Origin of the sequence: uncultured Eudoraea sp. (assembly GCF_947258525.1) — a bacterium.
Classification (GTDB): Bacteria; Bacteroidota; Bacteroidia; order Flavobacteriales; family Flavobacteriaceae; genus Eudoraea.
The window spans coordinates 1-25330 of the sequence record NZ_CAMYIP010000162.1 but is presented as its reverse complement, the minus strand read 5'-3'; the positions used below and the strand labels follow the sequence as shown (position 1 = coordinate 25330).

Annotated in this window: 29 protein-coding genes and 1 tRNA gene; 21 read left to right on the top strand and 9 right to left on the bottom strand. The window is 36.1% G+C overall.

Annotation, left to right across the window (positions count from 1 at the left end):
• Positions 1-3 precede the first annotated feature (3 nt).
• Positions 4-720, top strand: coding sequence for a DUF1080 domain-containing protein (locus tag Q0X89_RS12180; RefSeq protein WP_297694540.1), 717 nt, complete (start codon positions 4-6; stop codon positions 718-720).
• Positions 721-773: 53 nt separating this feature from the next.
• On the opposite strand, the gene Q0X89_RS12175 is transcribed toward Q0X89_RS12180, so the two are convergent.
• Together Q0X89_RS12175 and Q0X89_RS12170 are read right to left on the bottom strand one after the other, a co-directional pair.
• A tRNA-Leu gene (locus Q0X89_RS12175) sits at positions 774-857 on the bottom strand.
• Between the two features lie 129 nt (positions 858-986).
• Entirely contained in the window at positions 987-1436 is a 450-nt protein-coding gene (locus Q0X89_RS12170) for a hypothetical protein (RefSeq protein WP_297694538.1), read from the bottom strand.
• Positions 1437-1584: 148 nt separating this feature from the next.
• On the opposite strand from Q0X89_RS12170, the gene Q0X89_RS12165 reads away from it, so the two are divergent.
• On the top strand, positions 1585-2418 hold the full coding sequence (locus Q0X89_RS12165) for a universal stress protein (protein WP_297694536.1): 834 nt from the start codon (positions 1585-1587) through the stop codon (positions 2416-2418).
• A gap of 23 nt (positions 2419-2441) precedes the next feature.
• On the opposite strand, the gene Q0X89_RS12160 is transcribed toward Q0X89_RS12165, so the two are convergent.
• From Q0X89_RS12160 to Q0X89_RS12145, 4 genes are read right to left on the bottom strand one after another with little or no spacing between them, the layout of a single operon-like run.
• Positions 2442-3116 carry an ABC transporter ATP-binding protein gene (locus tag Q0X89_RS12160; protein ID WP_297694534.1) on the bottom strand — a complete coding sequence of 225 codons (675 nt, stop codon included), beginning with the start codon at positions 3114-3116 and terminating at the stop codon, positions 2442-2444.
• 9 nt (positions 3117-3125) lie between these two features.
• Positions 3126-4388 carry an FtsX-like permease family protein gene (locus tag Q0X89_RS12155; RefSeq protein ID WP_297694532.1) on the bottom strand — a complete coding sequence of 421 codons (1263 nt, stop codon included), beginning with the start codon at positions 4386-4388 and terminating at the stop codon, positions 3126-3128.
• On the bottom strand, positions 4385-5488 hold the full coding sequence (locus Q0X89_RS12150) for an HlyD family efflux transporter periplasmic adaptor subunit (RefSeq protein ID WP_297694530.1): 1104 nt from the start codon (positions 5486-5488) through the stop codon (positions 4385-4387). The genes Q0X89_RS12155 and Q0X89_RS12150 overlap by 4 nt, the downstream gene beginning before the upstream one ends.
• Positions 5489-5525: 37 nt before the next feature.
• Positions 5526-6233: a LytTR family DNA-binding domain-containing protein gene (locus Q0X89_RS12145; protein WP_297694528.1), complete on the bottom strand. Its 708-nt coding sequence runs from the start codon at positions 6231-6233 to the stop codon at positions 5526-5528.
• Between the two features lie 273 nt (positions 6234-6506).
• Between Q0X89_RS12145 and Q0X89_RS12140 the strand changes: the two genes are divergently transcribed.
• From Q0X89_RS12140 to Q0X89_RS12115, 6 genes are all read left to right on the top strand, one after another.
• Positions 6507-6944: a doxx family protein gene (locus Q0X89_RS12140; protein WP_297694526.1), complete on the top strand. Its 438-nt coding sequence runs from the start codon at positions 6507-6509 to the stop codon at positions 6942-6944.
• Positions 6945-7103: 159 nt separating this feature from the next.
• Positions 7104-7403, top strand: a complete 300-nt coding sequence (raiA, locus tag Q0X89_RS12135; RefSeq protein WP_297694524.1) for a ribosome-associated translation inhibitor RaiA — start codon at positions 7104-7106, stop codon at positions 7401-7403.
• 24 nt (positions 7404-7427) lie between these two features.
• The gene (locus Q0X89_RS12130; RefSeq protein ID WP_297694522.1) at positions 7428-8264 is read left to right on the top strand and encodes a universal stress protein; all 837 of its coding nucleotides are present in this window, start codon (positions 7428-7430) and stop codon (positions 8262-8264) included.
• A gap of 47 nt (positions 8265-8311) precedes the next feature.
• Complete coding sequence (locus Q0X89_RS12125) at positions 8312-10117, top strand: PAS domain S-box protein (protein WP_297694520.1); 1806 nt, start codon at positions 8312-8314, stop codon at positions 10115-10117.
• Positions 10118-10171: 54 nt separating this feature from the next.
• Positions 10172-11227: a response regulator gene (locus tag Q0X89_RS12120; RefSeq protein ID WP_297694579.1), complete on the top strand. Its 1056-nt coding sequence runs from the start codon at positions 10172-10174 to the stop codon at positions 11225-11227.
• Positions 11228-11319: 92 nt separating this feature from the next.
• Complete coding sequence (locus Q0X89_RS12115) at positions 11320-12159, top strand: universal stress protein (protein ID WP_297694517.1); 840 nt, start codon at positions 11320-11322, stop codon at positions 12157-12159.
• A gap of 49 nt (positions 12160-12208) precedes the next feature.
• Here the strand turns inward: Q0X89_RS12115 and trxA are convergent, their stop codons facing one another.
• Positions 12209-12508, bottom strand: a complete 300-nt coding sequence (trxA, locus tag Q0X89_RS12110) for a thioredoxin (protein ID WP_297694515.1) — start codon at positions 12506-12508, stop codon at positions 12209-12211.
• A 118-nt stretch (positions 12509-12626) separates the two neighbouring features.
• Between trxA and Q0X89_RS12105 the strand changes: the two genes are divergently transcribed.
• From Q0X89_RS12105 to Q0X89_RS12045, 13 genes are all read left to right on the top strand, one after another.
• A complete protein-coding gene (locus tag Q0X89_RS12105; protein WP_297694513.1) occupies positions 12627-13472 on the top strand; it encodes a universal stress protein in 846 nt (281 codons plus the stop codon).
• An 18-nt stretch (positions 13473-13490) separates the two neighbouring features.
• Positions 13491-14324, top strand: a complete 834-nt coding sequence (locus Q0X89_RS12100) for a universal stress protein (protein WP_297694511.1) — start codon at positions 13491-13493, stop codon at positions 14322-14324.
• Positions 14325-14342: 18 nt separating this feature from the next.
• Positions 14343-15191, top strand: coding sequence for a universal stress protein (locus tag Q0X89_RS12095; protein WP_297694509.1), 849 nt, complete (start codon positions 14343-14345; stop codon positions 15189-15191).
• 95 nt (positions 15192-15286) lie between these two features.
• Positions 15287-15691, top strand: a complete 405-nt coding sequence (locus tag Q0X89_RS12090) for a hypothetical protein (RefSeq protein WP_297694507.1) — start codon at positions 15287-15289, stop codon at positions 15689-15691.
• Between the two features lie 55 nt (positions 15692-15746).
• Entirely contained in the window at positions 15747-16589 is an 843-nt protein-coding gene (locus Q0X89_RS12085) for an ATP cone domain-containing protein (protein WP_297694505.1), read from the top strand.
• Positions 16590-16607: 18 nt separating this feature from the next.
• On the top strand, positions 16608-17972 hold the full coding sequence (locus Q0X89_RS12080; protein ID WP_297694503.1) for an MBL fold metallo-hydrolase: 1365 nt from the start codon (positions 16608-16610) through the stop codon (positions 17970-17972).
• Positions 17973-18042: 70 nt separating this feature from the next.
• Positions 18043-18462 (top strand): hypothetical protein, encoded by a 420-nt coding sequence (locus tag Q0X89_RS12075; protein ID WP_297694501.1) that lies wholly within the window; start codon positions 18043-18045, stop codon positions 18460-18462.
• 173 nt (positions 18463-18635) lie between these two features.
• On the top strand, positions 18636-19079 hold the full coding sequence (locus tag Q0X89_RS12070; protein ID WP_297694499.1) for a hypothetical protein: 444 nt from the start codon (positions 18636-18638) through the stop codon (positions 19077-19079).
• Between the two features lie 9 nt (positions 19080-19088).
• Positions 19089-19748 carry a hypothetical protein gene (locus Q0X89_RS12065; protein ID WP_297694497.1) on the top strand — a complete coding sequence of 220 codons (660 nt, stop codon included), beginning with the start codon at positions 19089-19091 and terminating at the stop codon, positions 19746-19748.
• 136 nt (positions 19749-19884) lie between these two features.
• Complete coding sequence (locus Q0X89_RS12060) at positions 19885-20175, top strand: hypothetical protein (protein ID WP_297694495.1); 291 nt, start codon at positions 19885-19887, stop codon at positions 20173-20175.
• Between the two features lie 54 nt (positions 20176-20229).
• Positions 20230-20649, top strand: a complete 420-nt coding sequence (locus Q0X89_RS12055; RefSeq protein WP_297694493.1) for a bleomycin resistance protein — start codon at positions 20230-20232, stop codon at positions 20647-20649.
• Between the two features lie 144 nt (positions 20650-20793).
• Entirely contained in the window at positions 20794-22965 is a 2172-nt protein-coding gene (locus tag Q0X89_RS12050; protein WP_297694491.1) for an alpha-glucuronidase family glycosyl hydrolase, read from the top strand.
• 29 nt (positions 22966-22994) lie between these two features.
• The gene (locus tag Q0X89_RS12045; RefSeq protein WP_297694489.1) at positions 22995-24503 is read left to right on the top strand and encodes a biopolymer transporter TolR; all 1509 of its coding nucleotides are present in this window, start codon (positions 22995-22997) and stop codon (positions 24501-24503) included.
• A gap of 58 nt (positions 24504-24561) precedes the next feature.
• Here the strand turns inward: Q0X89_RS12045 and Q0X89_RS12040 are convergent, their stop codons facing one another.
• Positions 24562-25059, bottom strand: a complete 498-nt coding sequence (locus Q0X89_RS12040) for a heme-binding domain-containing protein (RefSeq protein WP_297694487.1) — start codon at positions 25057-25059, stop codon at positions 24562-24564.
• A gap of 60 nt (positions 25060-25119) precedes the next feature.
• The coding region (locus Q0X89_RS12035) for a hypothetical protein (protein WP_297694485.1) at positions 25120-25330 on the bottom strand (211 nt) is incomplete at its 5' end.

The following is a 25330-nucleotide window of genomic DNA, read 5'->3' as shown; positions in this document are numbered from 1 at the left end:
ATTATGAAACTACGAATTGTAATAATAGGATTGCTGCTTTTGGTGGGAGCATGCAAGAATACTGAGAAGAAAAAAGTGGAAAAACCTACTGCAGAAGAAGATGAAGTGGTAGCAAGTGAATGGGTAGATCTTATGGACCCATCAGACTGGAGGGGCTACAACCAGGACTCCCTGCCTTCAAATTGGTCAATTAAAGATAATATTATAGAGTGTTTTGGTGAGGCTGGTGATGTGGGAGGTGATATCATTAGCATGGAAACCTACGACAATTTTGAATTCGCTTTTGAATGGAAAATAACCAAGGGTGGTAATAGCGGTGCTTTTTATCATGTGGTGGAGGATACTATATATCACTCGCCATATGAAACCGGCCCGGAATACCAGTTATTGGATGATGTTGGTTTTGAAGAACCGATTGAAGATTGGCAAAAGACCGGAGCAAATTATGCCATGCATGTAGCCAATGAAAATAAAACCCTGAAACCGGTAGGTGAGTGGAATACAAGTAAGATTGTTTTTAACCGAGGTAAGGCCGAACACTGGCTCAATGGTCAGAAAATTGTTGAATTTGATAAGAATTCCCAGGACTGGTTAGAAAAACGCAATAGCGGTAAATGGAATGACTTTCCTGATTATGGCAAATCCAATGATGGCTATTTAGCGCTGCAAGACCACGGTGCGGGTGTGTGGTTCAGAAATGTAAGGGTAAGACGCTTATAAACAAATTTTAAAAAGAAAAACTGCTTCTGTCTTAAACTGAAGCAGTTTTTTTGTGCCCACGACTGGAGTCGAACCAGCACGTCCTTTCGAACACTACCCCCTCAAGGTAGCGTGTATACCAATTTCACCACGTGGGCTTTACTAAAATTGAGGTGCAAATATAACGAAGAATTTCTTTTTAGAAGCGTATCACTGTTACTTCATGCTTTAAAATATACTATTCGATAAATCAACTAACAAGGATGTAAATGGTGTTTTACAAAGGATCAGGACTTTAGAATATTAGGCAACTCTTCACTGTCTATAATGTATTCCGTGATATTAAAAACTTCTTTTCTGTTGGACCTGAACAATTTTACGAAGTTTGCCATTTTATCTTCAAGGATTCCATGATCTTCCAGAAATTGAGGGTTTGAACTCTGAACCGGATTTTCTACCATCAGTCCCAAATTTCCCTGGTGTATATTTACTTCTTTCATTAAGTCCGCACTTTTATTTTGAATTTCAAATAGATTTTTCTTTATGTCCTGTACCATATTCAGGTTTTCGTCTTTTGTTATCCAAATAATATATTTATCTATCAAATGATGTAAAAACCTAAGGTCATCTTTATAGAAGTCCAGATCTGACTTCCAGTGATCGGTAAGGATATATAGTTCTTGCCATTTAACCTCTCCAATATTATTTTCCTGAGTTGATTTCGTGTCGTCATTCATGATTAAATTATCTTTTGGTTATTAAGCTAAAAGTAGTTCAGCTTAGGTCTAATTTTTATGATATAAGTCATGTTGATCTTTTGTGACCAATATCATATTATTCAGGTGTAAAATGAGGTAAATTGACTTCATATTTAAATGATTTGTTATGGACACTATACTCTATGCTACTGATTGTAACAGGAATTCTATTTCAACACTAATTTATGCCAAGAAACTAAGTGAAACATTAAAAGCCAGGCTGGTGGTATTTCATGTATATGATATTCCCCCTGTGGGCACATCCAATATCAGGTCTTCTGAGCAATTAAAAGTATTGGCAATGAAAGAGCAAAAGGAACTTCTGAAAAACTATTGCCTAACAAATCTAAATCAGGACTTAAAAAAAAATCAACTAAGCTGTGAGGTTGCAGAAAATTCATCAATAAGCAAGGGAATTAGAGACAGAATACAAAAAGATCCTGTTGATTTGCTTATCATTGGCATGAAAGATGAACATTCTGCCCGGGGTTTTTTCAGTGGGAATATTGCGAATAAATTAATAGATAAAAACCTGTGCCCGATACTAATTATTCCTCCTGAATATAGTTATAAAAGCATTGAAAAGATTGCTTACGCCAGCGATTTCGAAGCTGCAGATATTATTGCCATAGAAAAACTGGCGGAAATAGCTGAACAGTACGACGCTGAAATAGAAGTTGTACATATACCCACTTTAGAGGAATATGCTGCTATGCAGCAGATGGAATGGTTTAAAGAATTATTGGAAGCTCAGGTGCCATATAAAAAAATAAGTTTTCACATGGTACTGGCCAATAGTATAGAACAAGGTTTAAGGATGCATATAGGGGATGAGAATGCAGATGTATTAGTTATGTTGGAAAGGGAGAATAAGGGTCTCTTTGCCACTGTTTTTAATAGAGATATTGTTAAAAGAATGGAAACTTTGGTTACTGTTCCGATACTGTGTTATAATTCCTGAATTTGGGATTTGGCTACTAGATTTCAGGAAACAATGGTGCCATCTTCCATTTCTATTATTCGATCTGTGCGTTTTGCAAAATCTAAATCATGCGTTACGACCAATAAAGAAAGCCCTTCCTCTTCTTTTAGCTTCTTAAATATTTGGAAAACGTTTTCGGCATTATAACTATCAAGATTTCCTGTAGGCTCGTCACCCATTAGGATATCGGGATTATTGATAAGCGCTCTTGCAATAGCCACGCGTTGTTTTTCACCACCGGAAACCCGGAAAGCTCTTTTTTTTGCTAAATGTCCAATGTTCAGCATATTAAGTTTCTCCATTGCATCGTGTTCAATTTCCTGAAAGGATTTAGAGGCTAATTTTTTAGCCGGGAGCATTACATTCTCCAGCACAGTGAATTCCGACAGCAGGTAATGAAATTGAAATACAAAACCAATATGCCTGTTCCTGATTTGCGACAATTCTTTATGCGGTTTACCGGTAACGAGTTCTTCATTTAAAAACAGCTCACCTTCATAGTCGGTATCCATAGTGGAAAGAATATAAAGTAAAGTTGATTTTCCGGAACCCGATTTGCCCATAATAGAGGCAAATTCTCCTTCTTTAACGCTAAAGCTAATATCTTTTAAGACATGAAAATCTACAGGTTTTCTAAAATGCTTGTTAATAGTGTTTGTTTCCAGTACCGTTCCCATAATTGTGAATTAGGTTCCGCGAATAATTCGCACAGGATCTATTTTTTTGGCTTTATTAGAGGGTAAATAGCCGGCAATAAATGTAGAAATAAGTGCAAATGTAATTCCGATAACATAATAGCCCGGATTGTAATTTACAGGAAATGTACTAATAGTTGGCAATGCCTCGGTTTCGAACGGAATATTATCGATAACCCTTGATAAAATAAATCCGATTATCAATCCAATAAATCCCCCTGCAACACCAATTATCATGGCCTGACTCATAAATATAAGCTGAACATCTGTTCCCGAAAACCCCGTTGCCTTAAGGATGGCTATGTCTTTCATTTTTTCATAAATAAGCATATTCAGAATATTGTAGATTCCGAAGCCGGCTACTATGAGCAGCGTAATTGAAACTGCATAGGTAATGATATTTCTGATATTGCTACCTGTTTCGAACTGGGCATTTGCTTCATTAATATCAGTGGCTTTAATTTTAAACTGCTTTTCCAGTTGCCTGGCCATGGTTGGAGCTTCTGATAGGTCGAATAGTTTAATATTGATATCGGTAATATAATTCTCTGCCTCTCCAAGTATTCTCTGAACGGTTTTAAGATTCGCAAAACTTTGAACATTATCTATTTCAGCAATTCCGCTCTGATAGATTCCAACGATCTTTAAGGGAAAAACGGTTCCTTTAACGGTGCTTACCTGTATACGGTTTCCAACACTTAATGACATTTTTTTGGCCAGCCCTGATCCCAGTAAAATTCCATTGTCCGTATTTCTAAGTGCCTCCGGGCTACCCGATACAATGTTATCCTGAATATTTGAAAGTCGCACTTCCTCCATAATGTCTACACCTACAAGATTGCCACCTAATTCTATGGAACCGGACAGGTAAAATATCTGTGACCGGAGCTGAGGTGTTGCACCTTTCACATTTTCCTGATCTTTTAAATAATGTAATATGGGAAGTGCATTATGTATATTGAGTTGGCTCTGCTTAGGCTTAATAGAATGTACCACGTTGAAGCCTTCGTCAAATTTGTCGTATAAAGAAATTGGTTGTTCTGCCGAAGGTTCAATTTCATTAAACATGTGTATATGAGGAGTCTGATTTAGAATGAGGTCATCTAACATTCCATTTAAACCGGTCATAAAACTTACTAATGTAATATAGGCTCCAATACCAAACGTAACACCAAGAGAGGCGGTTACCGTAGACTTCATCTTGGTTAACAGATGCGTTTTGGCAATACTTATTATTAACTTCCAGTTAGTCATTCTTTGGGCTTTAATAGGTAGGTATTCACATCCAAACCTGATCGAACTTCAACGCGTTCCATGTCTTGTATCCCCGTTACAATTTCGACAACGCCTTCTTCCGTTCTCACTTTGTTTTCACCAATAAGGTATTCCTTGGGAATAGTCAAGGCACTTTCTTTTTGGGAAACAATAATATTGCCTTCTCCGGCCAATCCCGGATACAGTATTTCAGGCGGGTCTGTAAAAAGTGCTTCGATTTTGAAAGTCTGGGATCGCTCATCTTTTCTCGGATAAATTTTGCTGATAACTGCGGTGTATACTTTTGTCCCATAGGCATCAAGAGTTATCAATGCTGTTTGACCAGTTTTCAACTTCACAATATCAACTTCGTCGACTAACATTTCAATTACAAAATCAGTTGCACTCCCCACAGCGGCAATGGGTTCCATCGTATTAATTATTTCGCCCTGGTTTTTGTATAACGCGTAGAGTTTGCCGTTAATTTTACTTTTTACAGTAAAATCTTTTGTTGCGATTAAAGAAGTCTGATAGTTGTTTTCTGCCTGCCTTAATTTTGTTTTTAATTCTGACTTTGTTCTTTCGAAATTTCCTTTTAGCAAAGCCAGGTTATTACTTGATAATTCATAAGCCAGTTTGCGATTTTCATATTCTATTTTTGATCCAATATTTTGCTCCCAGAGATTTTTTTGTCGTGCAAAATTCACAGAATCATTTTTGTATTTAAGTTCTGCAGCGTTTATTTCATCTATCAGGGCTTTAATTATAGCATTACTACCGCTATAATTCTCTCTTGCCAATTCCAGGTTTAATTTTGCATTTTCGGTGTTGAGCTTAGGGGTGTTGTTAATGATTTGAGCTATGGGTGTGCCTTTGGCCAGGGTATCACCTTCGTCGACGAAATTTTTATCCAGAATACCTCCTACAGCCGCGTATACCTGGTAAAGACTATCTGGTTGAATAGTTACTGATGAATAAACAGATTCTGTGATGGTTACTTCTGAGGGTAGTATCTTTTCCTGGCCATCATTACAGCCTGTAAAGACAGAAATTAAGAGAAAGCTAGAAAGTATTCTATACGAAAAAGGAATGCATCTCATCAAGTTTGTTTTGAGTTATCGGGTATAATTTAACTTGCTAAATATCAACCTTCTCCAAAAGCAATTCAAGTTTTTGTTTTTGCTTTCTGCTCATGGGTAGTTGATGTTGATCTATCTCCACACTTGTACATCCGAATTTTTCTACCTTGTTTAAATTTACAATATATGATCTATGAATCCTAAGAAATCTATCATGAGGTAATTTATCGGAAATTGATTTCATAGAACTTAGCACTATGAGGTTCTCATTTTCGGTGATAATTTTTATGTAATCGCCAAGCGCTTCCACCCATTTAATTTCTTTTATATTGATCTTCCTACTTTTCATGTTGCTCCTCACCTTTAAAAATTCAACTTCTTCCGAAGGCTCACAGACTTTGCCATAATTAATAGATGCTTTCTTAACGGCTTTGTAAAATCGATCGATTTTTACAGGTTTTAATAAATAATCGGTTACTCCATAGTCAAACGCTTTTAATGCGTGATTTGGATTAGCTGTAATAATTATGATCTCAATATTTTTATCTAAAGACTCCAGAAGATCAAAACCATTTATATGGGGCATTTCAATATCGAGCAGAATTAAATCAATTTTGTGATTTTTAATAATTCTGTTAGCATCTATGGCGTTGTTGCATATGCCGGACAAATGCAGGTCATCATGATTATGTACCAGCTTACATATAATAATCTGCTGTACCTTTGAATTCTCTACAACCAATGTATTTAAGCATTTATTTTTCATACAAAAACAAAGTTAAGCGCATTAAGTAAATAAAAGAATGACTTTGATCATTGCCATTTTAGTATTCTGGGACTAAGAATAGTTTTATGGATCGTAAACGAATTGAGAATACTTAAGCATTACTATTCTTAATTTTATTTTACAGCACAGAAATTATCTAAGTCTTTATCCACTTGAAAAGACTTGTTATAAGGTTAAATTGGTAAGAGAAAAATGACATTTGTCACTTTTTATAGTATTTAGATACCTTAGTTTAGCTTTTTTTGAAATAAGATGAAGGAATTAGTAGCTCGCCTAATTTATAGAAGAACAAAAATCAACTTCATTTCGGTAAGCATAGGTATTGTATATCTGTGGTTCGGGATGCTCAAATTCTTTGTAGGGGTAAGTCCCGCTGAGGATCTTGCCAAGGCAACCATTGAGCAGTTGACATTTGGAATTCTTACTCCGGAAATATCCATTATTTTACTTGCAATTTGGGAAACCTTGATTGGATTGTTATTAATAGGCCACCTTTTTGTGAAATTTGCCCTAAAGCTGGCTTTGATCCATATTATCCTGACCTTCTTACCATTTCTTTTTTTCCCGGATCTTGTATTCTCACAAGCACCCTTTGGTCTTACTCTTCTGGGGCAGTATATTATTAAAAATGTAATCATTATGGGTGTTCTTGTTGTTTTGCTGAAAGAAAGTAATCACGGCAGGACTTGAGCCTATTTCTCATTGTTTTTTGGTCAGGTTAATTAGTATCTCTAAATTAGAGGAAGGTGTATCTGTATAATTATGATCAACACCTGTCAACAATGACAAATGTCATAGTTTAACATTATACTCCGTGCGATCTTTAATCTAAACTTTAAATATTCTATTATGACGATAAATATTCAATATGTTCAAATGCCAACCAGTGAATCTATGAGCGCAATTGTAACTTCTAAATTGGAAAAACTGGCAAATAAATATGATTGGATCATTAAGGCAGATGTCTTTTTTAAATTAGAAAATGACCCATCGGGTAAGGGTAAAGTATGTGAAATACAATTGAGTGCCCCGGGCCCAAGAATTTTTGCTAAATCTAGTCAGGATAACTTTGAAAAGGCCGCAGCCACAACAATAAAGGAATTGGAAAACCAACTAAGAAAGAGAAAGGAAATTTTTAAAAAGTATTGAATTAGATACCATAAATAAATTACCATGAACAAAATATTAGTCCCTGTAGATTTTTCGGAACACGCCGCATATGCACTGGAAGTAGCAGCTAAACTGGCAAAAGATTTTAATTCAGAAATTCTTGTACTCCACATGATGGGTCTGTCTGAAGCTTACTTAACCAAAAGTGAATCTGAGGAAGCGGCAGAAGCTCACTTTTATATGAAATTAGCCAAAAAACGTTATGAAACTTTTTTGGATAAACCATATTTAAAAGGAGTTAAGGTTACAGAAATGGTTCAAAACTACAAGATATTCAGTGAGATCAATGAGTTGGCCAAAGAGAGAAATATTGACTTAATAATTATGGGATCTCATGGTGCAAGTGGTGTCAGTGAGATATTCGTTGGTTCCAATACTGAAAAGGTGGTGCGAACTTCAGACATTCCGGTTTTAGTTATTAAAAAACCTACTCCTTCATTTAATCCTGAATTGGTTGTTTTTGCCTGTGATCTTCGCGTTGAGAGTATTAAGGCCTATCATAGTGCCAGGGCGCTTTTTGCTGAATGGAACCTTAAGCTTCATCTGGTATTTGTGAATTTACCCAATGAAGAATTTATGAGTACGGAAGAGATTAGAAAGAAAGCAGATTTATTCATTAAAGTAGCTCACAATGGAGAATTGCCTTCAAATACTGAAATCATATACGTTTCTGATTATTCAATTGAAGGAGGCATTTTTAATCATGCAAATGAGGTAAATGCCGATTTGATAGCCATTCCTACACATGGAAGAAGCGGAATAGCACATTTTTTCAAAGGTAGTATTGGAGAAGATGTAGTTAATCATGCCAAATTGCCTGTAATTACTTTTAGGGTCTAGCGTGACTTACAATATACTTTCGGAGTATTAATTCCTTATTTTAAAGGATGCGTGTTTTTGATAAAAATATTGATATATGTCATTTACTTTCCGAAGCCGTATCGGAAGGAATAATCGTTGTAAATAAAGATCAGTTAATTGTCTCCATTAATAAAAAGGCGTCCCACTTGTTTGAATATACGCATAAAGAGCTTTTAGGGAAACCACTCGCCGAATTAATTCCTGACAAATATAAAAAAGCCCATAAAGAACACGTAACAAAATATTACAGAGATGTAAAGAAGGAAAAAATGGCCGGAGGCCGATGCGTTCATGGGCAGCGAAAATCCGGAGAGGAATTTCCTCTGAATGTCAGATTTAATCCATTTTCCATATACGGGAATACCTATGTCCTGGTCTTAGTTAATGATTTGTCTGAAAGAGTGCAAATTGAAAAAAATCTTGATATAAAAAGTGAGGCCCTGGAAGCTACAGAGAATGGTGTTATTATTTCAGATGCCTTAAAAGAGGATCACCCCATTATTTATGTGAACAAGGCATTTAGGAAGCTTACAGGATATTCAGAATCTGAAGTACTTAACAGAAACTGCCGGTTCCTTCAGAATGATGATAACGATCAAAGAGGGGTTAAAATAATGCGCAATGCCATTAAGACAGGCAAAAAATGTCAGGTTCAGGTGAGGAATTATAAAAAAGACGGCACTCTATTCTGGAACGAGGTATCCATTAACCCAATCCGTAATGAAGAGGGTAAGATCACTCATTTTGTAGGAATACAAAATGATATTACCAAACGAGTAAAAGCTGAAGAAGAAATAAGACATTTCTTAAAGATTTTTGATGATTCACTAAACGAAATTTATGTTTTTGATCCAGAAACACTAAGATTTTCACATGTGAATTATGGCGCTAAGAAAAATACCGGTTATAGTTCAAGAGAATTAAGAAAAATGACCATTAAGGATTTAATTACCGGTATTTCGGAAGATAGGCTAAGGGAAATTCTTGATCCCTTGAATTTAAACAACCATAAGAAAGTTACTTTCGAAACCCTTTTCAAGCGCAAGGATGGAACTACTTACCCTGTTGAAGTTCATTTACAATCTTCCAACCTGGAGGATAAAGTATTAACAGTAGTTATTGCTCTTGATATCTCCGAAAGAAAAAATTATACTCAAAATCTCGAGAAAACCGTTGCGCGCAGAACCCAGGAGCTCAATGATGCTTTACTAAAAGAAAAGGAACTAAGTGATCTCAAGACTAAATTCCTTTCCATGGTTTCTCATGAGTTTAAAACTCCTTTAAGTACTATTCTAACCTCGGCTACATTGGTTGGCAAATATACCGCAGCTGATCAGCAGGAATTAAGAACTAAACACTTGAAATCGATTACCAGCGGCGTGCATTATCTTACTGGTATATTGAATGATTTTTTGTATATGCTGCTTAAGACCGGCCAAAAAATCAACTATCCTATGAATATTGAGGATGTAATTGTACATCAGGATGAGAAGATTGTTTCATTGGTATTAACTAATTTATTGCACAACGCCATTAAGTATTCTCCGGAAGAAACTGAAATAGACCTACAAATTAATTTGGATGAAAATACGATTTATTTCCATATTATAGACAGGGGAATTGGTATTCCAAAGAAAGATCAGAAACACATATTTGAGCGATATTTCAGAGCCGATAATGTTCTTCTCACCCAGGGAACCGGAATAGGTCTTAATATTGTCAAATCTCATGTTGAAAATCTCGGGGGGGATATTAGCTTTAAAAGTGTGGAAAACAAAGGGAGTACATTCACAGTAACACTCCCATCCGGTGGCAATGGTGAAGAATTCTAGAAAATAGTTCTTGTGCCTTGAGGTTCTTTTTAAACCTTAATAGCTGTAATTATGATGAAAAAGATCTTATTAATTGAAGATGATAATGCTTTAAGGGAGAGCACGGCAGAATTATTGGAATTGGCAAATTACAAAGTCCTTACCGCCCCCGACGGTGAAAAGGGAGTTTTGATGGCCAAAGCCAGCCACCCGGACGTTATTATTTGTGATATAATGATGCCAAAACTAGATGGCTATGGGGTTTTAAAGGCTTTGTCTGGTGACAATAAAACCAATACAATCCCTTTTATATTTCTATCCGCTAAAACGGAGCATAAAGATGTTAGGCTGGGAATGGAAATGGGAGCAGATGACTACCTCACTAAACCATTTGAAGAATCGGAACTTATTGGTGCAATTGAAAGCAGGATTGCCAAGGCCAACATTCTCAAAGAGGCGCAACAAAATATAATAGACCTTGATGCAGGAATTGATCAGCGGGTCAGGAACATTCATCAGCTTAAGAATTTTATTGATGATAATGGAGAGGAATTCCGGTTTCAATTGGGTGATACAATATACCGCGAGGGCGACAACTCCAATTTGGTTTATCTGGTGATAGAAGGGAATGCAAAAACCCATAAGCTGGATGAACAGGGGAAGGAGTTAATCACTGGAATTTACAGGTCGGATGATTTTTTTGGTTTTACAAGTTTTACAAAGAATATACCCTACCAGGAATATGCTACTGCCATGGAAGATTCTGTACTTATTGGCCTACACAAGGATCAGTTAAAAATGGTTTTAGAGCAAAATAGCGAATTGGTTCTGGAGTTATTACAGCTTTTATCTGAAGACCTTACACAGATTAAAGATCAGTTACTCCAAATGGCCTATGGTTCTGTACGTAAAAAAACGGCGTCCACCTTACTTAAGTTTGCAGAGAAGTTGCAGGAAGATGAAGCTGGCAATATTCACGTTTTAAGGAGTGATCTGGCCAGTGTTGCCGGAATGGCTACGGAAACCCTGATAAGAACCTTATCTAACTTTAAGAAAGAGGGAATAATTGAGATTAAAGACCGGGACATCAAAATTTTAGATATGGATCGGTTACAAAGGATTCCATATTAATTTTTGATAATGAAAAGTTGATGTACATGATGGTAGTCATTTTACGGTTATTATAGTGATTGTAATTTTGTTTTTCAACAAATCAGACTAAGATGAAACGAATTTTAATCCCGACAGATTTTTCAAAGAATTCAAGTAATGCCATAAATTATGGGCTTGAATTATTTAAAAAAACAAAATGTATTTTCCACATAATCCATATCAATCCAATTCCTCCCTATTCAGGTGCCGGGACATCAGTTAAAGGTAGCTCCGTAATGTTAAAGGAAACGGTTTTGACTCAAAGTAAAAAGGACCTTAAAAAGCTATTAGAATATATTGAAGAACAGCACCATAATGAACTGCATTCCTTTGTTTCAACAGCAAAATATGACTTTTTCACAGACGGCATAAAGAGGGAATTAGAAGATAAAAAGATTGACCTTATTATCATGGGTACTAAAGGTGCTTCCGGACTTAAAAAAGTAGCCATGGGAAGCAATACCGGTGATGTGATAACTAAGGTAAAATGTCCTTTATTGGCAGTACCCGAAAATTCTACATACAAAACACCTAAAGAAATAGCCTTCCCAACAGATTTTCATATTGCATATGATGTCAAAGTTCTGGACACTCTGGTTGAAATGGCGGCTATGAATAATTCTATTTTGAGAGTTGTTCATATTTCTAAAAAAGGTGAAGTTTTAACTGAAGATCAATTGAGAAACAAAGATTTTTTACATGATTATCTTCGGGGTATAGATCATAGTTTTCACACCTTAACAGGATCCAAATTGGAAACGTCTATTCAGTGTTTTGTAGAAAGCAGAGATATAGACCTTGTAGCTATGGTGGCCAAAAATCTAAACTTTTTTCAACGAATTCTCTTCACGCCGGCAGTTGAAGAAATTAGTTACCATACAGATATTCCTTTCCTGGTATTGCATGAATGATAACTGGCAGAAGTTTATAAGCTTTTAATTCCTTATAGGTTTCAGTTAACTATCTATAGGATTCAACGATATTAATTATTTCATTTTTTGGTAAAACCCCTGATTGTCTCCATAGCTGCTTACCATCTTTAAACAGAAGCATTGTGGGAACACCCCTTACCTGATATTTGGAAGCAATGGACTGATTTTTATCCACATCTATCTTAACAATTTTGATAGTATCACCCAATTCCTCTTTGACCTGTTTTAAAATGGGCCCCAGCGTTTTACATGGACCGCACCAATCTGCATAAAAATCTACAAGCACGGGAATATCACCAGATGTTAATTTGCGAAAATTTTGTTTCATTTTTTTTAATTACATGTAGCTAATTTAAAAAATTTAAAGAGTTGATTAACTGATTAATGTCATGGTTTCCTGTACTGCTAAGTAGTACTTTTAATGCAGTACATAAGATGAATTAGTTATGCGAAAAGTAGTAGTGCCAACAGATTTTTCTAAAAATGCATTTAATGCACTCAAATATGCCTGTCAATTATTTAAATATACCAGGACTGACTTTTTTATTTTGCATGCTTATGCTGATGAGGTTTATCAACAAGACCGGATTGTTAAACGAACTTCCTTGGACGAACTCAAGGAGGTAACCTACAAAAATTCTGAAAAACAACTTGCAAAAATAATCAAAGATATATTTGAGTATTCACCCAATCCAAAGCATAAATTTAAATCAATTTCAGCCTTTGGGACACTTACAGATGAGATTAATGACCTCATTAATCTGGAGAACGCGGATATTGTGGTAATGGGTACAAGAGGTGAGTCTAATGACAGAACCATAACCTTTGGCAGCAATACTGTTCAGGTTTTAAAGTATGTGCAATGCCCTGTTCTGGCTATTCCCGAGAATTACAAATACCATCCTCCAAAAGAACTTTTATTTCCTTCAGATTATTTGGTGCCTTATAAAAGGCGAGAATTAAAACTAGTATGCGAATTAACCGGTTCCTTCAAGTCATCTATTCATATGCTTTATATTAATTCTAATAAGAAACTATCGCTTCGACAAGAAGATAACATGAGTTTTATAAAAGAATGCTTGTATAAAGCTAACCTGTATTTTGAAACAACTGAAGGAAAGGATAAGACAATTGCAATCACAAAATACATTGTCCATAAAGAAATAGACATTCTCATAATGGTTAATTCAAGACGTTCGCATCTAGAGCAAATGTTGCATCAATCCACCATTGAAAAAATAGGGTTACATATAAAAATACCATTTTTGGTTTTACAAAATCTGTCTCGTTAACATTTAAAATTCGTACCAATGAAAAAAGTAATTCTTCCTACCGATTTTTCTTATAATGCATATAATGCTATCTCTTATACGATGAACCTGTTAAAGGATGAGGAGGCAACTTTTTATCTTTTAAATACGTACACGCCTGCTATTTACCAAACAGAATATTTGCTGCACAGTCCGGGTCAGATTGGTCTGGGAGATATTTATCAATCAGAATCTATAAATCAGCTTGAAGAGCTTCAAAAACAACTACAAAAGGAGTTTGAGAATCCAAAGCATACCATATTAACGCATTCTGCTTTCAATATCCTTGTTGATGAGGTGTCTTCAATGGTTGCAAATGAAGAGGCCGATATGGTGATAATGGGCACGCAGGGAGCAACCGGGGCAAAGGAAATTTTCCTTGGCACACATACTGTTCATGTCATTAAGAAAGCAACTTGTCCTGTTATCGCAATACCTTCAGATTTTGATTATGAAAAGCCCCTAGAAATACTATTTCCTACAGACTACGAAGTTGCCTACACTGAAGAACAGTTAAAGGCTCTTCTTGATTTAGCTGAATTACACAAATCCAGAATTCAGGTAATACATATTTCCAGTGGTTACGACCTTACCGAAGTTCAATCGGAAAATAAGGCCAAACTGGAAAAATTATTAGGAAAGATCCCTCATTTGTTCCATGACCTGCCTAGTCAGGAAATTATAACAGGAATAAATAATTTCCAATTAAAAAACAAGATGAATATGTTGGTAATGATCCAGAACAAACACACTTTCCTTGAAAGTCTTTTTATAGAACCTGTTATCAAGAAAATAGGGTTTCATGTTAGCATACCTTTTATGGTAATTACCTAATGTAAATCAGAAAATTTAATGAAAAATATTCTTGTTGCAACAGACTTTTCGCATAGTTCCTATAATGCGCTCTTTTATATCAAGCAATTATTTCAAGATTACAATTGTTCATTCCATATTCTTAATGCATACACTGAGCATACACCCCTTAAAAGCAATAGCCTGGCCGCAGGTCGTAAACTAAGTTTATTACAACAATTGGGCGAGGAATCTATGGAGGGGCTTAATGGATTTTTACATAAAATAAATCTTGATTCAGGAAATCCCAGGCATCATATTAGTATTCATTCAAAAAATGAAACTTTGACTGATGCATTAAAACAAGCCATTAAAGAAACCAGTGCCGATCTCATTGTAATGGGCAATAAAGGGAAGACGGGAGCCAAATCTATATTTCTGGGAAGCAGCGTAATTAATGCTATAAATGCCGTTAAGGATTGTCCCATATTAACTATACCGGGGGAAATAGAGTTCATGTTACCTACAGAGATTGCTTTTGCAACAGATTACAAACAGAGTTACAATGCCAGAGTTTTGCAGCCACTTCAAACATTGGCATCAAATTGTAGTTCTAACATTTGCATAGTACATATAAATGAAGAAGAAAGACTTAGCCCGGTTCAGAAATCAAATTTATATACACTAAGGGAGTATTTAGGTCAAATAAGACATACGATTCATTGGATGCCCGATTTTACTAACAAAACCAAGGCAATAACTGATTTCATTGATGAATTGGGTATTGATATGCTGGCAATGATTCGTTACCAACATGGTTTTTTAGAGAAATTAACCCGCGAACCCGTAATAGAAAAGGTTAGTTTTAATATCAATATACCATTTCTTATACTCCCATACACAGACTGATAACCATCATTTTACAAATGATGATTCGGATTAAGATTATAGGGGCATTATAATTTGGACATAGGAATTCAATAGTAACTCACAACAATATAGCCATGAAGAAAATTGGAATTTGGTTAGATAAGGAAAAGGCACATCTGGTAACACTACAAAATGAAGATATTAGATTCAATACTGTTTATTCAGAAATTGATTTCTTCAACCCAAAGGGCGGAGCACGCTCTAAGACCAGATGGGGTCCACAGGATGTTGTTCAGGACAGCAAATATCTGGAAAGAGAGAAACATCAATTGAGACAATATTTTAAGGAATTGGCTAAGACAATAAAAGATGCGCAAGCCATAGCAATTTTTGGTCCGGCAGATACTAATGCCAAATTTTACAAAGAATTAAATGAAAATTATAAAACTCTGGCATCAAAAGTCAAAACTGTGGAGAAGGCAGATAGTATGACTGAAAATCAGGTCAAAGCATTGGTAAGGGAATATTTTAATAAATAAAGTATCGCTTAGGATATTATAATTACGTTTTGGACCACCTTAATTAGAGTATATAATGGCAAATGAAGATTTTTTCATTATTAAAGCTTCGGGGGACAAAGTGCTATTCTCGGAAGAGAAGTTACGCTCTTCTTTAAAGCGAAGTGGGGCAGACAGTAAATTAATTTCCCAAATTTTAACTCTAGTCAAGGAAGAATTATATGATGGAATTACAACCAAAGAATTATATAATAGGGCCTATAGCTTTCTAAGACGCAAGAAACCGGTTTACGCATCAAAATATAAACTAAAAAAGGCCATATATGAGTTGGGCCCTACTGGTTTTCCATTTGAAAAGTTTTTAAGTTCGGTATTAAAGTATTCGGGATACAAAACTGAGGTTGGCAAGACTGTTGTTGGTAAATGCGTAAGTCATGAAATAGATGTGGTTGCTGAAAAAAACGGATCTATTATAATTATTGAGTGTAAATTTCACGGAGAACAGGGTCGCAATTGTAATGTTAAGATTCCTTTATACATTTATTCCAGATATCAGGATATTAAAAATACTGAGGATAACAGTATTTCAAATATCAGGGAGCCCGATGAATGCTGGGTAGCCACAAATACACGATTTACCAAAGACGCTATAATTTATGGTAATTGTACAGGGCTTTATCTTCTTAGTTGGGACTATCCAAAAGGAAATAGCATAAAAGATCGTATAGACAGGCTTGGGCTATATCCCATTACAGTTTCAACACTTTTGACGAAAAGAGAAAAACAATTTTTGTTAAGCAGAGATGTAGTATTGTGTCGTCAATTGTTAAAAGATAGTTTCTACCTGGACCACTTAGGGGTGTCCGATACAAGGAAAACTAAAATTCTCAAAGAAGTAGGATCGCTTTGCAAGTTTTGATACCATTAAATTGAAATAATGGTTAAAGTACATTTTTTAGGGGCTTCGGGTACTGTAACCGGATCTAAATTCTATCTCGAAAGTTCTGAGAAGAATATTCTCATAGACTGCGGTTTGTTTCAGGGGAGGAAAGATCTTAGAATTTCCAATTGGAAACCACTGCCCGTTCCGGTTAGTTCAATAGATATTGTTTTATTAACACATGGTCACCTGGATCATACAGGCTACTTGCCCAGATTAGTAAAAGCGGGCTTTAAAGGTATTATTGTTGGAACTGCTCCTACACTGGCAATTGCCAGAATAATATTGCTCGATAGCGCAAAGATAAATGAGGAAGAAGCAGAAATTGCAAATAGGGAGGGCTATAGTAAGCATAAGCCGGCAATGCCATTGTACAATTTACAAGATGCAGAAAATGCAATAGATTTATTCAGGGTGGAAGAATTGAACCAGTGGGCGCAACTTTCTGAGAATATCCGTTTTAGATTCAGATATAATGGGCACATAATTGGTAGTACCTTTATTGAATTGGAAATTTCCGGGAAGCGTTTTGTTTTTTCAGGTGATGTTGGAAGGCCAGACGATTTATTGTTGGACTCACCGGTTAAGCCTGAGTGGGCCGATTTCCTTTTTGTTGAAAGTACCTATGGAAACAAATTACATCCCCCGGATAAGGTTGAAGACAGATTGATTTCACTCGTAAATAAAACACTATACGAAAGAGGTAATCTCCTTATTCCTTCTTTTGCAGTAGAACGTTTGCAATCGTTGATGTATTTATTCTGGAAACTTTATAAGAAGAATAAAATACCTAATATTCCCATTTTTGTTGATAGCCCTATGGGCAATAATGTACTTACCATTTTCGAACGATTCCCCGACTGGCATAAATTGTCGGCAAAGGAATATAGTGCAATGTGCGGGCATGTAAATATTATTGATTCATATAGACAAACCTGGGAAACAATAGACGATCCCAGACCAAAAATTATTATTGCCGGAAGTGGCATGGTTACAGGGGGAAGAATTCTCACCTATTTACAACAAATGGTAGATATTCCGAATACCAATATTTTACTGGTTGGTTACATGGCCGAAGGAACACGCGGAAGGGCCCTTTTAGAAGAGGCTAGTGAGATTAAGATCTTTGGAAAATATTATGACGTAAAAGCCAGTGTTTATCACGAAGAAAGTCTGTCGGCCCACTCAGATCAAAAAGAGTTGCTGGACTGGATGGCTTCCATAAAAAATATTCCGGAACGCGTTTTTTTGATACATGGAGAGCAGGAAGCTTTAGATGAATTCAAGGATAAAATAGAAGAGATCTATAAATGGAATGTCCAAATTCCGGAATTATTTGAAACCGCAGAGCTTATTTTTTAACTGGCACATGATTTAGATCATTGTCCTTACTTTAAATCGGAAGTAGTTTTAAAATATAGGATTCATTTTGATGAAGAATAAAACGGAAGATAGCAAACTAAATGCACTGGAAAAATTCCATATAGATTCACAACAATGGAAATCCTCCTTTCATTTAATGAAAGATGAATTGCTGTTTATTGAAGAATTGCTTCACTCCTATGTTTTTGAACCCGATACACCTAACTTGTTTGAGCGTTTACAGGATTATCTCGAGCGACTTAAGACGATTAATGAGTATAAAACCAGATTAGAAGGACAAATAGTACAACATGAAAATAAACTGGGTGGTGCTTTGGAATGTAAGTATGGTCAGGGAGATGAAGATGTACATGCTGAACATGAGCAACTAAAAGCTAATGTGGTGAATTGTTTACAACAATTTCAAGTCCTGAAATCAGAGGTATTCAATTATGCCGGGGGCATTTTAAAGAAGCGAAGACCGGACTAATTCTAATTGAAATAACTCCGCAATACTCCTGATAATTATCATTTCTTATTGTTATCCTATTGGCTAAATTGTAATCAAATAAGTAATAATCCTAAACAATATCAAAAAAGAATATTATACCAGACATCAACACATTAAGAGTTTAAACAAGTGCTATTTTAAAATTTAACAAAATGAATATCAAAGATAACACCCATCGGTATATAGAATGGATAGATCCTGAAGAGATGCACAGGGCAACCGTCCTTTGGCTTTCAGAAGTAAAATTTATGAGAGATGAGCAAATGTTTTTAAACAATTTGGTAAAACATTATACTGTACAATTAGTGGATTCAAAAGTCTTTGGAAAAAGTAAAGAAATTGTTTCCAAGCTTACTGATCTTGAAAAGGAATCCATTTCTCTAATGAAAAAGATACAGGCACACGAAAATAAATTGGAAATAATGATTGACGACGTTGATCAGTTAGAATTAGAAAAGGCCTATAGGGATACACATAGAGAATTAACCAGCACTATGGATCGTTACAAGGAAGAATACATGCAGATTAAAACAGGGCTTTTTGATTTAGTTTCAAGTGTACTAAAGAAAGAAAAACAAAAGCGATTATTAAATTAATTTAAGCAAATGAAAAAGGCACTGATTGTAGTTGCATTATTAGTTATGGGATGTTCGTCTACGGAGTTGGTAGATAGTTGGAAAAACCCCGACATCGTAATTTTCGATGCCAGCAAAGTGCTTGTCGTTGGCATGACATCTAATCTCAAAGGGCAGGAAGATTTCGAAACTAAAATGAAGCGCCAATTTACTAAAAGGGGCGTGGAAGCTATGCGCAGCATAGATTTGTTTGATGTAGGATTTACGGATTCAGAAAGGTCTGAGGAAGAACTTGATGATGTTGAACAATCACTATTAGACAAGGATTTTGATGCTATTTTATTTACTAAAATTCTGGGAGCTGAAGATAAACAGACTTTTAGAAAAAACATGGCCGATTTGGATAGTTATTACGGAACATTCAAAGAAGACTATATCTCTCATCAGGATATATATTATGATGAAAATTATTATGATGAGTATAAAGTATATCGAGCAGAGACTTCCCTTTATTGTATTTGTGTTGGCAAGGAACGCCAACTAATATGGCGCGGTATAATTGATATTACAGATCCTTCGAATATTAAAAATACGGTGGATGATTATGTAAAACTTGTTGTTTTTGCCCTGGAAGAACAAGATTTGATTTTCCACAAAGAAGAAGACAACGAAGCTACATCAAGCCTTTAATTGTCCAATTCTATTGATTAAGTCTGGTCATCTTTCATAAAATTTACTTTTGGTAACCCCTATGGGTTGTAAGTGTGATTTTGCGTTTTACGTATTAATTTAATTTGTAATTTAAACGTCAAAAGAAACCCTCATCATGCGACGTGTAATCGTAGATTTCAAAAAATTAAACAAGGATATTCTTGATCTCCTTGTAACCAAATATCCGGATGGGTACGATGATGACGATATTATCACTTTTAAAAACACTCTGAACGAAATAGTAGAATGTGTAGAAGTCAGGACGGATGATACAGTTTACTTGGTAAAAGTTAGCAAACGTCTTGTAGCGGCAATGGAAGATCATGACCTGGATGAAGATGAAATAATAGAAGAAGATGTTGAGAATGAATTACCAATAGAAGACATAGATGATGAGGAAGAATAAAGGAACAACTCTTATTTAGTCGATTAAAAGTTACTCACTAACCAAAACTAAACAATGAATTCAAAATTTCATCTTGCCCTCCCTTGTATCAATATTAAAGAAACTAGGAAATTTTATCTGGAAATCCTTAAGGCAGAATCAGGAAGATCGGGAGAGAATTGGCTTGACATAAATCTTTATGGAAACCAATTGACTTTTACCCAGGCAGGAAATTTTAATTTTGACTTTAAAAGTTACCGATTTGGTGATCATGTACTTCCCTCATTCCACTTTGGAGTAATAGTTAATGCAGGGGTATGGAAGAATTTGTATGGCAGATTGTCAGAAATGGATCTTGAAATAACAACAGAAGCTACTTTTTTGAAAGATAGGACAGGGGAACATTTGTCTTTTTTTGTACGCGACCCAAATGATTATATGGTGGAGTTCAAAAGTTTTATGAGGGAAGGTGAGATTTTTGCAACTGATTATTAGTAACTAGTAACTTACAAATTAGTTGACAGTGGCTAGTTATTGCATCTTTCTAAATAACCGATGGAGTAATAATTTAACCTTAAGTTCATCTTGGTTCCTGGCCGTACAATACTTACTTAAATTTAAAAATAGATATCCTTAAAGATGAATTTCTCCTTTTCCCAATTAAAAATGTTTTTTGTTTTTGCTTTACTTTCTATAGCATTTAGCAATTCACAAACTTCAGCCGGATACGACTTGTGGTTGGGGAACTCCGAAATAAGAGAGCCAACAATATTATTGGAGTATCAAAACTTCACAAATTCTATATTTTTCTCAGGAGGCAATAGCATTCTTCTAAATGCGCAAAAAGAACTTGTCAAGGGTCTTAAGGCGATACTGGGACGAGAATCCGATGTTCAGGATTTTCCAAATTTATTGAATACTATGTGGGTGGCTAAGAAAGATGGTCTTAACCAGGAGTTACAGAGTGCACTAAAAGGCAATTTTGAACAGATTGGCAAAGAAGGTTTTATTATTAAATCTGTCTCAGTAGATGGAAAGAATATTTTATTGATTTCAGCGAACGAAGATATAGGGATACTTTACGGAGTATTTAAATTTTTGCAATTGATGAAAATGCAAAAATCACTCGATGAGATTAATCTCATAGAAGCACCAAAAATTGATTTGCGAATGCTTAATCATTGGGACAACCTTGACCGCACCATAGAACGCGGATATGCCGGGTTTTCGCTTTGGAACTGGCAGAAACTTCCCGAATATAAAGATCCGCGTTATGAAGATTATGCCCGAGCCAATGCATCAATCGGAATCAACGCAACGGCCTTAACCAATGTAAATGCAAATGCGCTGGTATTAACTTCCGCTTATTTAGAAAAGGTGGCTGCTTTAGCTGATGTTTTTAGGCCGTATGGGATAAAAGTATATTTAACGGCCAGGTTTTCTGCTCCCATGGAAATAGGAGGTTTAAATACTGCAGACCCTTTGGATAAGGACGTAATTGAATGGTGGAATAATAAAGTGACAGAGGTTTATAAATATATCCCGGACTTTGGTGGGTTTTTGGTTAAGGCCAATTCCGAAGGACAACCCGGCCCGCAGAATTATGGAAGAACCCATGTAGATGGGGCAAATATGCTGGCAACTGCATTAAAACCATTTGATGGATTGGTAATTTGGAGAGCCTTTGTGTATTCTGAAACGGATGCAACAGACAGGGCAAAACAAGCCTTTACAGAATTTGTACCCTATGATGGTAATTTTCTGGATAATGTTTTGGTTCAGGTAAAGAACGGGCCAATTGATTTTCAACCCAGGGAACCTTTTCATCCGATGTTTGGAGCTATGCCAAATACACCACTGGTAATGGAGTTCCAAATTACCCAGGAATATCTTGGTTTTAGTTCCCATCTGGTATTTCTTCCTAAACTGTACGAAGAAGTGTTATACGCTGAGACCTATAAAAAAGGCAAAAATGCGACAGTTGCAAAAGTCATCGATGGCTCTCTGTATAATAACAAAATATCCGGAATGGCCGGAGTGGCAAATATCGGAACCGACCTAAACTGGACCGGCCATCCCTTCGCTCAGGCTAACTGGTACGGTTACGGACGCCTCGCATGGAACCCATACCTAAGTTCTGAAACTATAGCAGAAGAGTGGTTGCGTTTAACTTATACCAATGATTCGGCATTTGTAGAACCAATTAAAGCCATGATGACCGTTTCCAGGGAAGCTGTTGTGAATTACATGACACCTTTGGGGCTGCACCATTTAATGGATACAGGACATCATTATGGTCCGGGTCCATGGGTGAGTGATTTAAGCAGGCCTGAGTGGAACCCTACTTATTATCACAAGGCTGATAAGGATGGTATTGGATTTGATCGTACGCCTTCAGGAAGCAATGCTACCTCCCAGTACGCTCCGGAAATTGCCAAAATATTTAATGCCCCTGAAACTTGTCCCGAAGAATACCTCTTGTGGTTTCATCATTTGCCCTGGGATTATAAATTAAAAAATGGAGTGATATTGTGGGATGCAATTGCTTTAAAATATCAGGAAGGTGTAGAACAAGTAGAAGAAATGATTAGTATCTGGGATCAAGCAAAAAAGTACATTACTTATGATCAATACAATGAAGTAAGGATGCTTATGGAGATTCAGCTAAAGGAAGCAAAATGGTGGAGAAATGCTTGCCTGCTTTATTTTCAAACCTTTTCGGGAAGAGAATTTCCGCCCGGAATGGAACTTCCTGCTGAAAACCTGGAGTATTACAAATCCTTGAAATTCCCTTATGCACCGGGAAATTAAGATTCAATGACAATAAAAAACAAAATCGAATGAAAGTATCAATGATTTATAACTACATAGTATGTTTTATTCTATTTGGGATAAATGTAGTTAGTAGCCAAAATAAAATTGGGATTTTTGACAGAAATGCTGATATAGGGGAATGCAGGTTAAAAGGATTTTCAGAATATTCAGAAAAAAATCAGACTTATAAAATTTCTGGTTCAGGGACCAATATGTGGTTTGGCAAGGATGATTTTCAATATTTATGGACAACGATCCAGGGCGACTTTATCCTAAGGGCAGAAGTGAAATTTCTTGGCGAAGGTGTTGATCCGCACAGAAAGGCCGGATGGATCGTAAAAAACAGTTTGGACGCCAATTCTAAACATGTAAATGCCACTACTCATGGCGATGGCCTTACTACATTACAATTTCGCAAAGAAATAGGTGGAGATACCGATGAGGTTATTTCAGAGGATACTTATCCGGATGTTATTCAGTTAGAAAGAAACGGCAATAAATTTATTATGTCTACCGCCAAATTCGGGGAAGAGTTTACAAGTGTGGAATTGCCCAATATGGAATTAGACAATTCTGTTTATATAGGATTATATGTTTGTTCTCATAATCCGGATGTAATGGAATCTGCCGAATTTAGAAACGTAAGGATCATAAGGCCGGTTGATCCAAATTTCACGCCATATCGAGACTATCTTGCAAGCAATCTCGAGATTTTGGATATTGGGAGTGGTCATCGGGAAATTATCTACAGATCTGCTCACTCTATTCAAGCGCCAAACTGGACACCTGACGGGAAACGATTAATTTACAATTCCAAAGGGCATTTGTATAACTATGAGTTATCGACCAATTCCATTTCTCCCTTGAATACGGGATTTGCAGTAAATAATAATAATGATCATGTACTCACCTTTGATGGTAAACTATTGGGAATAAGCAATCACAATCCGGATGACGGCGGAACTTCAGCTTTGTATTACTTACCAGCTCAGGGAGATTCGCTTCCTACCATGGTTACTAAACCCGGGGTAGGGGCATCTTATTTACATGGCTGGTCGCCGGATAACAAGAAAATGGTGTTTACCGGCAACCGAAATGGAGCTTATGATATTTACTCCGTTGATATAGGTTCTGGTAAGGAAAATCAGCTTACCAATCAAACTACTCTAGATGATGGTCCAGAGTATAGCCCCGATGGTGAATATATCTTTTTTAATTCTACACGCACAGGAAAGATGAAACTTTGGAGGATGAAAGCCAATGGAGAAGATAAGACTCAGCTGACTTTTGATGCGTATAATGACTGGTTTCCTCATGTCAGTCCGGATAAAAAGTGGATTGCATTTATATCTTTCCCCAAAGACATAGACCCCTCAGATCATCCTTTTTATAAACACTGTTTGTTGCGTATTATGCCTTATGAAGGAGGTAAACCTAAGGTGATAGCCTATATCTACGGAGGGCAGGGTTCCATAAATGTACCAAGCTGGTCCCCTGACAGCAAGAAAATTGCCTTTGTGACCAATACCAAATAATAACTTTTATTAATACCCTTAAGGTTAATAAATACTTTAGTTTATTCCACATTAGACCTTATTGCCGTCTCTTGGGCATGACAAGGCTATCTGCCGGATAGGTTTCTTTTAGATAAGTCATTTGATCTTTTGCCCAGACTATAATCTTTTGCCTTTGTTCTTCGGAAAGATTAGCCTCTTTATGTAAGCCGAAGTTGGTATAAGACGGCAGAGGCATTTCGTTCTCTTCAACCATTTCAATGGTTTCTTCAAATTTATGATTCTGGATGGCTATGGGCATTTTGGTAAAGGTTGAAAAATTTAAATGTCTTTTACCATCTACTACATGATCATTAAGCCACCAGGCAACCGGTTGTATATTAGCATACCAGGGATACTCCGTTTTATTGGAGTGGCAATCATTACAGGAAACCTGCAAGAGGTGGCTGACATCATCAGGAACCTCATATTTGGTGGAAACATCATAGGTTAGGTCATTGGATTCGTTTTTATCGGGACGTATAAACTGTATGATGATCAGAATAACCAACAGCCCGGTTAAGATTTTTTTCAACATGATCTATGTATTAAAATGGTTTAGAATTTTATTCGTTGCAAAGATTGAATTAAAAAGTGATTATTTATACTTTTTCACACGGTCATCAGAAATTACCCCTTTCCAGTTCATTCCAAATGCAAAGTCATATACATTACCATTAGCATCTTCATACGGCGTCATATCTCTTGGTACATCTTCAAATTGGGCTTCAACGGTCAACATGTCCGCAGGCATTTGAAAAGGTAGTAAAGCAGAAGGTTCTGCAGCTCCGGTTATGATTTCCATCAAG